Genomic DNA, 14,232 nt, shown 5'->3' on the forward strand with positions numbered 1-14,232 from the left:
AGCCGTCTATACTTCAGAGATGATTTTATTATGCATAAAAGCAATTTGGAAAGAATGTAGAAGAAATTTGTTCATTTTTTATTATAGTCTTTTTTTTTTCTGTAGGTTATTTCATTGTTATTCACTCTTAGGTTTTATTTATATAATTATGTGTCAATATCAATTTACTTGATATATTTGGATGTAAAGATAATAAAAGTGTGTTTTTTTGCATTTTCTTTTTGAAATATTTGGTTTGTGTTATAAAAAGTTGTACTTTTGCATCCGCTTTCGAGAGTAATCTCTGTTAGCAATAAAGATAGAGTTCTTTGAATAGATTTACATAAACAGACAAGTTAGTACAAGAGTCTTGTTGTTATTTTTTTACAACAGGGTATAAATACGAACCGTTAATTGATTATTCAATAAAGGTTATAAGGATAGTCGTTCTAAGTCAGAAAACATTCTCCTTTAGGGGAATAAATATAAGAAATTTTACAATGTAGAGTTTGATCCTGGCTCAGGATGAACGCTAGCTACAGGCTTAACACATGCAAGTCGAGGGGCAGCATGTTGGTTGCTTGCAACCAATGATGGCGACCGGCGCACGGGTGAGTAACGCGTATCCAACCTACCCAATACTCAGGCATAACCCGTTGAAAGACGGACTAATTCCTGATGGTATGTATTTTTCTCATGATTTATACATTAAAGAACTTCGGTATTGGATGGGGATGCGTCTGATTAGTTTGTTGGTGAGGTAACGGCTCACCAAGGCATCGATCAGTAGGGGTTCTGAGAGGAAGGTCCCCCACATTGGAACTGAGACACGGTCCAAACTCCTACGGGAGGCAGCAGTGAGGAATATTGGTCAATGGATGAAAATCTGAACCAGCCAAGTAGCGTGCAGGATGACGGCCCTATGGGTTGTAAACTGCTTTTATGTGAGAATAAAGTTAGGTATGTATACTTATTTGCATGTATCACATGAATAAGGACCGGCTAATTCCGTGCCAGCAGCCGCGGTAATACGGAAGGTCCAGGCGTTATCCGGATTTATTGGGTTTAAAGGGTGCGTAGGCCGTTTGATAAGCGTGCTGTGAAATATAGTGGCTCAACCTCTATCGTGCAGCGCGAACTGTCGAACTTGAGTGCGTAGTAGGTAGGCGGAATTCGTGGTGTAGCGGTGAAATGCTTAGATATCACGAAGAACTCCGATTGCGAAGGCAGCTTACCGTAACGTTACTGACGCTTAAGCACGAAGGTGCGGGTATCGAACAGGATTAGATACCCTGGTAGTCCGCACAGTAAACGATGGATGCTCGCTGTTGGCCTTTTATGGTCAGTGGCTTAGCGAAAGCGTTAAGCATCCCACCTGGGGAGTACGCCGGCAACGGTGAAACTCAAAGGAATTGACGGGGGCCCGCACAAGCGGAGGAACATGTGGTTTAATTCGATGATACGCGAGGAACCTTACCCGGGCTTGAACTGCAGCTGAACGATTCAGAGATGATGAGGCCCTTCGGGGCAGCTGTGGAGGTGCTGCATGGTTGTCGTCAGCTCGTGCCGTGAGGTGTCGGCTTAAGTGCCATAACGAGCGCAACCCCTTTTCTTAGTTGCCATCAGGTAATGCTGGGCACTCTGGGAATACTGCCACCGTAAGGTGTGAGGAAGGTGGGGATGACGTCAAATCAGCACGGCCCTTACGTCCGGGGCTACACACGTGTTACAATGGCGCATACAGAATGTTGGTTTCATGCAAATGAGATCTAATCTTCAAAGTGCGTCTCAGTTCGGACTGGGGTCTGCAACCCGACCCCACGAAGCTGGATTCGCTAGTAATCGCGCATCAGCCATGGCGCGGTGAATACGTTCCCGGGCCTTGTACACACCGCCCGTCAAGCCATGAAAGCCGGGGGCGCCTAAAGTCCGTGACCGCAAGGGTCGGCCTAGGGTGAAACTGGTGATTGGGGCTAAGTCGTAACAAGGTAGCCGTACCGGAAGGTGCGGCTGGAACACCTCCTTTCTGGAGACGTCTATTATTTATAGCTTTATAGGTTATATGTATTTATAATCTTGTACTTACTTACTTGTCTTGTTTACAAGGGAAAAATGATGCTGGGCAAATCATTAGCCTTGGCACTTGAACTTAACCAGAACGAAGTCCTATAGCTCAGTTGGTTAGAGCGCCACACTGATAATGTGGAGGTCGGCAGTTCAAGTCTGCCTGGGACTACCTAAGATACAAGTTAACCCTTGGGGGATTAGCTCAGCTGGCTAGAGCACCTGCCTTGCACGCAGGGGGTCAACGGTTCGAATCCGTTATTCTCCACATGTATTATGAATTTGATTCGTAATAAATAAGATCTTTGACATATTGATACAAGCAAAACTGTAGATTAAACAAGAAATCAACAGCTGAAAGTATGAGTTAATCTTTTTTTAAGATAACTAAAGTTTAGAAAGTAATTAAGGGCGCATGGCGGATGCCTTGGCTCATGGAGGCGATGAAGGACGTGATAAGCTGCGATAAGCGACGGGTAGGTGCAAATAACCTTTGATCCGTTGATTTCCGAATGGGACAACCCAATTACCATAAGGTAATTATCATATATATGATATATGAGGCGAACCGAGGGAACTGAAACATCTTAGTACCTCGAGGAAGAGAAAATAAACTAATGATTCCCTTAGTAGTGGCGAGCGAACGGGGATTAGCCCAAACCAATGTTGTATTCTGCAATGTTGGGGTTGTAGGACTACGTTGTTGTACTTGAATTGCGAGAAGAATATACTGGAAAGTGTAGCCATAGCAGGTGAAAGCCCTTTATTCGAAGCATGCCAAGACATAGTAGTATCCTGAGTAGCGCGGGACACGTGTAATCCTGTGTGAATCTGCCGGGCCCATCCGGTAAGGCTAAATACTCCCATGAGACCGATAGCGTACCAGTACCGTGAGGGAAAGGTGAAAAGAACTTCGATAAGAAGAGTGAAATAGATCCTGAACCCATGCGCCTACAAGCGGTCGGAGCATTTTATGATGTGACGGCGTGCCTTTTGCATAATGAACCTACGAGTTACCGTCACTGGCAAGGTTAATCCTCTTAAGTGGAGCAACCGCAGTGAAAGCGAGCCTTAACAGGGCGTTGAGTCAGTGGTGGTAGACGCGAAACCAAGTGATCTACACTTGTCCAGGATGAAGTTCCGGTAACACGGAATGGAGGTCCGAACCAATAAGCGTTGAAAAGCTTCTGGATGAGGTGAGTGTAGGAGTGAAAGGCCAATCAAACTTGGAGATAGCTCGTACTCCCCGAAAGGCATTTAGGTGCCGCGTACGATGATTAACGTAAGAGGTAGAGCGACCGATAGGTCAAGAGGGCTTCACCGCCTATCGAGACCTGACGAACTCCGAATGCTTACGCTTTGCAGTCGTGCAGTAAGGGGGCGGGTGCTAAGGTCCGTCCCCGAGAGGAGAAGAATCCAGACCGTCGTTTAAGGTCCCCAAATTCTGTCTAAGTTAGTCTAACGAAGTCTGGTCCCCATGACAGCCAGGATGTTGGCTTGGAAGCAGCCATTCATTTAAAGAGTGCGTAACAGCTCACTGGTCGAGGGTCCGGGCATGGATAATAATCGGGTATAAGGCAGATACCGAAGGCGCGGGATAGTATTTAAAAAAGTATCGGTAGGGGAGCATTCCATTGACGTTGAATGATATAGGACAACTATATCTGGAGTTTATGGAAAAGCAAATGTAGGTATAAGTAACGATAAGGAGGGTAAGATTCCCTCCCGCCGCAAGACCAAGGTTTCCCGGGCAATGTCAATCACCCCGGGGTTAGTCGGGTCCTAAGTCTCAGCCGAATGGCGATGGCGATGGTAGAAACGGTTAATATTCCGTTACTGCTTTAATGAGTGATGGGCAGACGAAGAAGTGACACCACCGCGAGGCGACGGAAGTCCTCGTTAAAGAGTGTAGGAGTTGATGATTGCAGGTAAATCCACAATCAGATCCGAACTTGATAGTATGGTTTTCTCCTCGGAGTAAACCAATAGTGTGGGTAATCCTGCTTCCAAGAAAATGCTCTAAACATATTGTTAAAGCACCCGTACCGTAAACGGACACACGTAGTCGGGTAGAATATACTAAGGCGTTGAGAGATTCATGGTTAAGGAACTAGGCAAATTGACCCCGTAACTTCGGGATAAGGGGTCCTCTTACTGTAATGGTATTGAGGCGCAGAGAATCGGTCCAGGCAACTGTTTAACAAAAACACAGGGCTGTGCTAACTCGAAAGATGATGTATACAGTCTGACACCTGCCCGGTGCTGGAAGGTTAAGAGGAGAGCTTATTCTTCGGAAGAAGGTTTGAATTGAAGCCCCAGTAAACGGCGGCCGTAACTATAACGGTCCTAAGGTAGCGAAATTCCTTGTCGGGTAAGTTCCGACCTGCACGAATGGTGTAATGATCTGGACACTGTCTCAACCATGATCTCAGTGAAATTGTAGTATCGGTGAAGATGCCGATTACCCGCGATGGGACGAAAAGACCCCGTGAACCTTTACTACAGCTTAGCATTGACCTTGGTCATCCGATGTGTAGGATAGGCCGGAGGCTTTGAAGGGGGTGCGCCAGCACTCTTGGAGCCATCCTTGAAATACGGCCCTTTGGCTGTCTGAGGTCTAACTCGTGATTAACGAGGACATTGTTTGGTGGGTAGTTTGACTGGGGTGGTCGCCTCCAAAAGCGTAACGGAGGCTTCCAAAGGTACCCTCAGGTCGATTGGTAACCGACCTATTAGAGTGCAATGGCATAAGGGTGCTTGACTGAGAGGCAGACATGCCGAGCAGGTAGGAAACTAGGGCATAGTGATCCGGCGGATGTGTATGGAAACTCCGTCGCTCAAAGGATAAAAGGTACTCCGGGGATAACAGGCTGATCCCCCCCAAGAGCTCATATCGACGGGGTGGTTTGGCACCTCGATGTCGGCTCGTCACATCCTGGGGCTGGAGAAGGTCCCAAGGGTTGGGCTGTTCGCCCATTAAAGTGGCACGCGAGCTGGGTTCAGAACGTCGTGAGACAGTTCGGTCTCTATCTATCGCGGGCGTTGGAGTTTTGCGTGGAGCCGTCACTAGTACGAGAGGACCGTGATGGACAGACCTCCGGTTTACCAGTTGTTCCGCCAGGGGCACCGCTGGGTATCCGAGTCTGGTTTGGATAAGCGCTGAAAGCATCTAAGTGCGAAGCCATCCGCAAGATTAGAACTCCTTTGAGGGTCGTTGTAGACGACGACGTTGATAGGGTGTAGGTGTAAAGACAGTGATGTCAAAGCCGAGCACTACTAATTGCCCAAAGCTTTCAGACACAGATTATTTTCATCCGTTTTGATTTATTTAATCATACATTTTGCTTGTAGATATGTTATAGATGTTATAAAGAAATATCAGGCGGTTATAGCGGTGGTGTTCCACCTCTTCCCATTCCGAACAGAGAAGTTAAGCCCACTTGCGCCGATGGTACTGCAATGCAATGCGGGAGAGTAGGTAGCTGCCTTTTTTATTAAAGAGAGTTTAATTGAGTAATCAGTTAAGCTCTCTTTTTTGTTTAATGGGTTTTATTGAACACTAAATACCTACGTTCTCATATTTTGCTTCTATCGAAAGAAGATTTTGAAAGAATAAAAGATATGCATAAGAGTATTTTCAAAACAAAGAAAAGGAGGTCTTAGTAAAATATGTAAAGGTTCTTTAGAAGAATAAAGGAAGATCTTTCTATGCATTTATGGCAATCACTTCAGACAAAAGAACCAATAGATTACTTATGCCGATAACCTTGTATAAACCCACAAATACAATTTATCATGCATAAAAGGCTTATCTTAAAGCTGTATAAGGGAAATTGCTCCTTAAATTGAAAAGAATGGCTTACTGGCTAAAGAAATAGCTAAAGAAAGAAATTAATACCTATTAAAACAAATATAAAGAAGATACCAGTAGCAACCTCAAGACTGGAAATAAAAGAGGTGACGGCCTAAATTGACGATAAAAATCTTCATCTAACCAGCAAAACACTTGTATCAATATTTATAGAGTTGTTTTTAAATTGCAAATATAAGCAAACTTAATGATTCGCCATCCTTCTCCACATGTCCTTATAAACGCAACTAATGTTGCAATATATATAAGGAAGAAAGAAGAGACATTCTTTTTATTACAAGGTGTTCCTCTAAAGTAGATATCCTAGACTTACTTGTTAAACTGATTTTATTCGTTTCTAAAGCCTATTATTTTTATTCTGTGTAACCCTCATTCGTGCAGAGTAACCATCTTAAAGAGGGAATAAAATGAGACAGAAGCGATATAAACGATGTGTTGATAGGATATAGATATATGTAAATAAAAAATATGTTTATGTTTTAGCAAGCTTAAAAAGCAAGACGCTTTTATCTACTGAGGAATTTCTAGCATTTATATCTTATGCTTGTATCAAAATTATTTTGCATACTAAAAACTATTTGAAAGTTCTATAAACCCTTATTTAGGCAACTACAAATAGGTATATTCAAAAAGGGATTACTATTGGTTGAAATAGAAATAGTTACTAAAAACTCTTATTTGAATAAATTTGGGACAAATATTCAGAGAAAATACCTCAAATACTACCTTAGGGTATTTTTTATTACAATGAATTAGAAAGAAAAGTTTTATCTGACAGGAATATATAAAAATAAACTAGCTAATATTGAAGAGAGATACTGTTCTATAGACTTTATGGCATCAAAAAACTCTTTAGTAAAGCTATTGCTAGTGACTAAAAGGTAGAATTATATTGCTTGTTAATGTTTTTTATAATAGAATTATAAAAAAACATATATATGTGTGTGTATTATACTAATTATAATTAACTTTGCAAGTCGTTTTATACTATTTTATAATAAAAAGACTTTGTAAAGAAAAATGTATATTAATCTATAATTAAAATAGAAAATTATTTTATCATGGTACATGTAAAGAAAACTCTTACAGGTATTTGTTTGTCATTTGCTATGGTTACGCCTATTATGGCACAAACCTCAGTGCAAGAACAAGCAAAAACGCAAGAACAAGCGGTTAATTATTCACAGAAAGTAAAAAAACATTTCTGGTATCTTGGAGCTAAATATTTTACTCCAATGTACTTTAACAATCTTTCTTCGATTCCAAGTGGCGATAAACCACACTTTGGTTATGGAGGAATGTTGAATGTAGGCTATCAATTCTCTCCTTTATTCTCATTAGATTTGAATGTCGGATATGGAAAAAACAAGCTTCGTCCTTCGAGTTATCAGTATAATTTTCAATTAGGAAGAGAAGATGCTTTTACCTATTATCCTTATACTCTTATTGATGCTGATGAATATTTTTATCCTTATCGTAATAATGATGATGAAATTCTTATCGGTTATCGAGGTAAACGCTTGGAAAACGAATCTGATGGTTTCCCATTTTCACGTCTAGAAAGTAGAGTTAAGCACTGGCAAGTGAACCTAAATGTGGGAATTAATTTAACAAGACTTTTCTATGTTAATCGTTATAGCGAAAAGCCTGTGGAGTTATGGGCTAAACCTGGTTTCTATCTCTCAGGTTTTAAAGCTAAATTAGTCGACCGAGAAACAGGTAATGAAGTGGCTCATGCAGAGCGTCAAAAGCTCACTTGGGGCTTAGGCGGAGATCTTGCATTACGTTTTAACGTGCATCGTTCGTGGTCAATAGAGTTAGGTAACAATGTTATTTGGCAACATAATAGAAGTGTAGATGGCATTGCCAGTGCAAAAATGGGTTACGATGCTTTTGTTTGGGAGCCCTCTCTTGGTGTGATATATAAGTTTAGACGTAAGGTTAAACCTGCTATGCCAGTACTTACACCAGTAGCTCCACCTGCACCAGTTGATGTAGTTAAAGAGCCTACACTTGTAGATTTAGAGTATGCTCCATTGTTGAGTATCGAGCTACCTGTAAAGAAAGAGCGCAGTCATACACTTGCTATTAGACTTACTTATCCGCTTAATAAAACTAATATTGTTCCTACATTGCATAAAAACGGACTTGAGTTAGCACGTATTAATAAAGATATTGCAGAACTAAAAGCCCATCCCGACTATAAAGTTACAGGTGTACGTATTGAAGGTTTTGCATCTCCTGAAGGACCATATGATAACAATATGCGTCTTGCAGAGGGTAGAGCAAGATCTATTATGGAATATGTAAGTGGTAAAACAGGTTGGAATAGAGGTTTATTTGCCTTGGGACGTATGGAAGAAAACTGGCAAGGATTGCAAGATACCTTGAAAGTAGATGCGTCATTGCCAGCAAGAGACGAAGCTCTTAGAATGCTTAATGAAGAAACAAACAAAGAAGTAGTTAAGCAAAACTTAAAGAAACTCAAAGATTATTCTTCGCTTATTGCTAAGGTTTACACTTATTTACGTCTTAGTGCTTATACTGTAGACTATGAACTTCCTGTTTATCCTTTGCAACAAGCAAAAGAAATTATTCTTAAAGATCCTAAGAATCTTAATCCTGAAGAAATCTATGCAGTAGCATTAGATTATGGATTAGATAGTGATAAGGGTATTGAAGCACTAAATATTTTGCAAAAACTTTATCCAGATAGCGAACTTGCACGTTGTTACATGGCTGTGAAGTCGCTTAATAATAATGCGTTAAACGATGTCGTTGCAAAATTAGAACCTGTAATGGTTAAGAGCGATAAAGAAAAAGAATTGCTTGCAACTGCTTATGCAAAACAAGGTAAGTTGAAAGAAGCTTTCGAGTTATTAATAAAGGTTCAGAAACCTAATGATATGACTCGTAATAACATTAAACGACTTTCTGAGTATATAAACAAATAATTAAAAAAGGGAATGAAAATGAAATCAAAATATTATATCCTGTCTTTGGTGCTTGTTAGCTTATTAGGAGGCTTGTCGAGCTGTTATAGAGATGATATCAACTTTCTTTATAGCGAACAATATATAAACGATGGAAATAGAGAACTCATCTTACATCCTAAGCAAGCAAAGTATAGCAATGAGTATTGTCATTATGATGAAAACTCTAATACGCTTTATGTCACACCTTCTTCTACTGTAGAACTTCCTTATACAAAGAAAGGAGACTTACCTAAGATTCTTGCAACACTGCCAAGTAGCTGGACTCATAGTATAGATTATGCTAAAAAAATGATAACCCTTCACACGCCAGACCTTCAACACTTTGTTAAAGAAGCAAACGACGGTGGAGAAGGAGAAGCTTCAAATGCAAAACAACTCTATGGTGCATCGAGCTTGTTATTTACATCGCGTACCAAAAAAGGTATCACCTTTAGTCAAGAAATAAAAGCTGTTATACCCGATAGTATTTATGTAAAACTCTTTTATCGTAGAAGATATGGATTTGCATCAGACCTTAAGGGCTACGATATTATCTATTTTACACCAGGATTACAAAGATATGACACCTTGTATACTAAAGAACTTCCAAGTAAAAAGTATACAATAGAAGTCCACCTGCTAAGTAGTACTCAATCAGGGTTCAGTGATACAGTGATGACAAAGACTCCAGATGAGCTTGTAGAACTTATGAATAGACCTATACAAGCTATTCTCCCAAGATTTAAAGAAGGATATAAGTTTGAAAATATCGAACAGAAAGGCTTCCTTTATGATACCGATTCTACTTATGTTTATGCCGCAAAAAATGGTAATATTACGGATTATTTCCTTGGATCTAAGGTGAATAAAGATGGTACACCTGAGTTATTACCTGGTCCTGCATTAAATACTGATTTGCCAGAACATAAACGTCCTGTGTTTATTCGCCCTATTGGTTGGAATAGTTTCTGTACTGCTGGTAAACCTTTTACCCAACATGATGGTCCAATGGCTTATAGACGACCTTTTGAACGTATATCAATGCACACTCAGTTAGAACTAAAGAATCCACACCGTTTCTTCGGCTTAGATGCTTCTGAAGCCTTTGATGCAAAAAAGGTGGTGTTATATACAGCTGCAAATTTCTTTTATTTAGGAAATATGACAACTCTTCTAAAAATGAGATCGCCTATCTTCCTTTGCAAAGCAGAAAATGTTTGTACTTACGATAAAGCTAAAGATCAACTCTCTGGTGGATTCTCTTGCATACCAGTAAGAGTAAATACAACTTCGCATAACAATAGCCTTATTGTAGAATACACAAAGGCTAATGGCTCTAAAGTGTATAAATTGGTGCATCAACGCAAACAACCAGATGAATATAGTGATTTACTTGCTTCTATCATGGATGGTTGGCGCACATTTAATGTTGATGCTAATCCTGGTAAAGAGGCATCTTCTTATGCAGATGTGATTTATCATGATGATAATGCCAACCAGGGATCGTTTTATAAAGAATTGATAAAAGTGCCTCTTGAAACGTCTGTCTTAGATCATAAAAAAGAGCTTTTTACTCCTGAGTTAGGTGATTTTGATGATTCTGAAAACGATGGAAATAACTCTGGAACATCTTCTATCACTTCTTCTGTAAGAAAGAAACACACTTTAAGATAGTGTTTCGCTTTATGCGATAATAAATAAAATCCTCTCTCTTTAATCAATTGATTGAAAGAGAGAGGATTTTTTGTTCTGTATAAGAGGAATACTTTGTTATCTGTTTTGTTTAATCGGATTTCTTTTTATACTTGTTTATTTACTATATAAGTCTACTTTCCTAAGAAGTGTGTAAGATTAAATTTCTTTTCTTAGTTTCTTATTTATTTTCTCTTTGCTGTTTTTCTAAAAAATCCATTGATAAATTTTCCTTGTCTTGTCCTTCCGTTGCTACACTTTTTCTTGCAAGTCTTTCTTTTCATTTCTATACTTTTTCTTTTAGCAGCGATAGTGTCGTAAGAGTATCACCCAACCATCTTTATTTAGGTTTTCTTTAAGTGGTAGATCTCTTCATTCTTTGATAGAGTAAGTGTCTTTATTGAGTTTTATGTTATTACTCTTTAGGAAAGAGTTTTCGTCGAATATATCATTAAGGTAATGAGATGTGTATATAGGAAGATGTTCTAAATTCGTTCTTAGAATTTTGTTCGTCCTGAAGAGTTTCTTAAATAGCCAATTGATAATTCTACTATTAAATAGAGAAACCAATTGTTCTTCAGAGATAGGAAAGTTCTTCTTTAATACTAATGCATTGGCACTATTAAGTATTAAATTTTGCTTTGTATCGCAGAAAAATATTAAGTGTTCAGAGATGAATCGGTATATAATCTTTTTGGGGGCACAATAGATACTTATAGGAGCCGTTTGTTGGTATTTAGAAAGATCAGGATCTATATATATAGTTGGTTCATTTAGTTTATTTGGAGAGATATCTTTTCCTCTGAAAATAGGCACAAGTCCTTCTTCATAGTTAGGTTTACATTTATTTATGTTATCTCCTGTAACAATGCCTAATCCCCAGTTAGCGTTATTTTTTAATGAGTAGTGAGGTAGTATAAACAGTTGTTGTATAACATTTTGTTCTTCGGCAGTAGTCCAAACATTAAAGATCATCATAGGATTTTGAGAGAAAGAGCTTTGTAATCTTAGGTGGATATAGTTTTCAGAGCATTGTATTTGATGATTTTTATTTGGAGTAGTTTTTTCTATTATGATAGAGTATGCTTTTGATTGTACGCTCTTAAAAGCTTTTCCATAATTTTTTATTTCTTGTATCGAGAACGATAAGAACAGTTGTCTTAGATTTTGAAACCTAGCAACATTTAGAACCGACTCTGGTAATAGAAGTCCCAAACTACCATTTTGTGAAAGTAGTTGAATAGAGGCAAAAGCAAAAAGAGAGCATGTGTCGGTGTTTTTACCTATTTGATAGAGTTGAGAAAAACATTCTTTATGGTTTTTAGAAAGTTTTTTTCCCCATGGTGGATTGGTATATATCAGGTCAAATTTTTTATTCAAGCTTTTAGCCGTAGTTAAAAAATCTGCGCAAATAATGTTTATTGGTTGTTTTCCCGTTTTAAGGAAAACCCTTTGTTTTGTTATTTCTACAGCAATAGCATCTGTGTCGAATCCATAAATGTTTTCTACTTCTACACCTTTTTCTATTGCCTCCATAATAAAGTTTCCACAACCGCAGCAAGGATCTAAGAATGTTGTTTGCTTTGTCACTTTGATATGCTTCAACATATCGGCAATAATATTTTTGTTTGTGTAATAAATGCCTTCCTTGTTTCTATAAGATTCAGTTAAAGAGTTTTCATATCTTTGTCCACTTTCTTCATCAAAGCAGTCACTATTTAAATCTGTTATAGCGGTAGGTTTACTCAGTTCGTAGCTTTTTGTGCTTTTTCTACTTTTGTTTGATCTGGCAATTAGTTTAGAATTTCCTATTAAATTGTCCTTCACAAACTCTAAAGATTGTTTAGAAATATATCCTCGAGCAGTGCTTTCTAATAATCCAGTTTTAATCCAATTGCGAATCGTTGCGCACGATACAGATAAATCTATAGCAGCATCTGCTATCCTAATATTTTCCTTTATAGCTTCTTTCTTAAATGAAGACATTAAAAAACTGATTTCTTTGTTTGTAAATTGTTCTTAGAATTAAATTTGCTTATCCTCGCAAAGATACGAATTAAGCGAGCAAAAACAAAAATATTTATAATCTTATTTACGCTCAATTCACGGTATCGCTTCGGTTTCAGGGGTAGAACATGATACATTGTATAGGCGTATTTTCTTTGTTATCATGACAAACTAATTTTCACACAAGGTGTTTCTTCAAAATTGTTGGCGAAGATTGTTGGTGTGAGCATTTGTTTGTTGTTTTGCTTTTACATAAATAAGGCAAAATGCCCTTACGTGTTTTCTTTATGTGTTATCTGAAAACATTAATATCAAGGGTTTTCCAGAAGAAAGCGCAAAAAGTTTGTTGAGTACTTTGGATGGTGTAGACTACGAACCTATCAAGAAAGAACCAATAAACGACAAACAATATTGGTGCCTCTATTTTGGTAGTAGTAGCGATTTAGAGCAACGTTTTTATTGGCACACCACTCAAGCACACTCAGCAACAGCCATTAAAAGCGGCACTTTATCGACACTTCGTCAAACCATTTGCGCTTTGTTAAAGATAAATCAGAGTGATGCTACAGCCAAACAAAAGGTAGATGATATACTCGACGAATGTTATTGGGAGTGGTATGCTACATCATCAAGTGAAGACCCTAAAACAATAGAGAAGGAAGAACTGAAAAACGGATATTATCCATTGAACATACAAAACAATGAAGGCGTAAGAAATAAGAGCAAAAACGTGAAGCCTTCTATACCAACTCAGCTAACAGACTTGCGTAGAGAGTATAAAAAGTGATGCGTTTTATTTGCCTAATCTACACACGAGTGGGATAATGCCTATAGAACTTGATGTTATTTCCATTTGTTTTTGGAAATAACTTAATCCTCAAAATCGTAATAGAAAATGCGGTTTTGAGGATTTTTTTGTGATGAAGAAATAAGTAAACAGCTAATACCCATCGGTGTTTCTACTGAAATGTTGTGTTTTCGCCATGCGTTTTTACCTCTTTTAAAAGAGATGTTTGTATCGAAAAAGAGTGTAAGTGCATTTCGTTTATCTTTCTATACTACAGAGAATAACAAAAATAAAAAAGCATAGAAAAACAATAGCAATTGGTGTTAAACCTCAATGTCAATGCTTTTGTTGTGTAAAAGTATTGCTTTGGGGATGTAATTGCATTGCTTTTGTGTGCTAAAAGCAGTGAGTTTACAAGTGGATAGAATACACCTCAAGTAGAGCAGAGAGTGTATGTTTGATGCGAGAAACAGAGGGAAGATATCAATGCAACGTGTAAAGAGAAGGCTATAGACCTTGGGTGAAACTTTATTGGTGTTGATTTGAACCCAGAAAGAAGCTTGTTTATGGCATTATTGTTGCCATGGAGATAGTGGGTTGATGATGGGTTGCAAGTTAAGGGCAGAGCAATTGCTCGTTAACGACAGATAGAATCAAAATAAAATGGTGTTCGGTTGCAGTTCTATTAAAAACAAATGCGATAGAATAGAATCATATATAAAAAATAAAAGGTGGTTAAAAACCACCTTTTGTGCGCTTGATAGGACTCGAACCTACACGTCGCAAAACACTAGATCCTAAGTCTAGCGCGTCTACCAATTTCGCCACAAGCGCAAGGTAGTACCCTCATTGCGTTT

The 14,232-nt window shown here is 38.5% G+C and carries 4 protein-coding genes, 3 tRNA genes and 3 rRNA genes; 8 read left to right on the forward strand and 2 right to left on the reverse strand.

Going from position 1 to position 14,232, the window contains the following annotated elements:
* The first annotated feature begins 476 nt into the window (after nt 1-476).
* The 7 genes from HMPREF0669_RS00860 to HMPREF0669_RS00890 all read left to right on the forward strand — a co-directional run bounded on the left by HMPREF0669_RS00860 (nt 477) and on the right by HMPREF0669_RS00890 (nt 10,563).
* Nucleotides 477-2,005: ribosomal RNA gene (locus HMPREF0669_RS00860) — 16S ribosomal RNA — on the forward strand.
* 136 nt (nt 2,006-2,141) lie between these two features.
* Nucleotides 2,142-2,215, forward strand: a tRNA-Ile gene (locus HMPREF0669_RS00865).
* A 22-nt stretch (nt 2,216-2,237) separates the two neighbouring features.
* Nucleotides 2,238-2,311 (forward strand) — tRNA-Ala (locus HMPREF0669_RS00870).
* A 126-nt stretch (nt 2,312-2,437) separates the two neighbouring features.
* Nucleotides 2,438-5,343, forward strand: a 23S ribosomal RNA gene (locus HMPREF0669_RS00875).
* A gap of 78 nt (nt 5,344-5,421) precedes the next feature.
* Nucleotides 5,422-5,534, forward strand: a 5S ribosomal RNA gene (rrf, locus tag HMPREF0669_RS00880).
* The 16S, 23S and 5S rRNA genes sit together here with 2 tRNA genes alongside, the layout of an rRNA operon.
* Before the next feature lie 1,441 nt (nt 5,535-6,975).
* Nucleotides 6,976-8,868: a hypothetical protein gene (locus tag HMPREF0669_RS00885; RefSeq protein WP_020967895.1), complete on the forward strand. Its 1,893-nt coding sequence runs from the start codon at nt 6,976-6,978 to the stop codon at nt 8,866-8,868.
* 12 nt (nt 8,869-8,880) lie between these two features.
* Nucleotides 8,881-10,563: a hypothetical protein gene (locus tag HMPREF0669_RS00890; RefSeq protein WP_009228859.1), complete on the forward strand. Its 1,683-nt coding sequence runs from the start codon at nt 8,881-8,883 to the stop codon at nt 10,561-10,563.
* Nucleotides 10,564-10,953: 390 nt separating this feature from the next.
* Here HMPREF0669_RS00890 and HMPREF0669_RS00895 read toward each other — a convergent pair whose 3' ends face one another.
* A complete protein-coding gene (locus HMPREF0669_RS00895) occupies nt 10,954-12,567 on the reverse strand; it encodes a TaqI-like C-terminal specificity domain-containing protein (protein ID WP_009228860.1) in 1,614 nt (537 codons plus the stop codon).
* Nucleotides 12,568-12,931: 364 nt separating this feature from the next.
* Between HMPREF0669_RS00895 and HMPREF0669_RS00900 the strand changes: the two genes are divergently transcribed.
* The gene (locus tag HMPREF0669_RS00900) at nt 12,932-13,375 is read left to right on the forward strand and encodes a GIY-YIG nuclease family protein (RefSeq protein WP_009228861.1); all 444 of its coding nucleotides are present in this window, start codon (nt 12,932-12,934) and stop codon (nt 13,373-13,375) included.
* Between the two features lie 752 nt (nt 13,376-14,127).
* Here the strand turns inward: HMPREF0669_RS00900 and HMPREF0669_RS00905 are convergent.
* A tRNA-Leu gene (locus HMPREF0669_RS00905) sits at nt 14,128-14,209 on the reverse strand.
* Between the last annotated feature and the right edge of the window lie 23 nt (nt 14,210-14,232).

Origin of the sequence: Prevotella sp. oral taxon 299 str. F0039 (assembly GCF_000163055.2) — a bacterium.
Classification (GTDB): domain Bacteria; phylum Bacteroidota; class Bacteroidia; order Bacteroidales; family Bacteroidaceae; genus Prevotella.

Excerpts from the sequence above, each read along its gene's own strand:
- HMPREF0669_RS00890 (WP_009228859.1), top strand. The coding sequence starts at position 8,881 with ATGAAAATGAAATCAAAATATTATATCCTGTCTTTGGTGCTTGTTAGC.
- HMPREF0669_RS00895 (WP_009228860.1), bottom strand. The coding sequence starts at position 12,567 with ATGTCTTCATTTAAGAAAGAAGCTATAAAGGAAAATATTAGGATAGCA.
- HMPREF0669_RS00885 (WP_020967895.1), top strand. The coding sequence starts at position 6,976 with ATGGTACATGTAAAGAAAACTCTTACAGGTATTTGTTTGTCATTTGCT.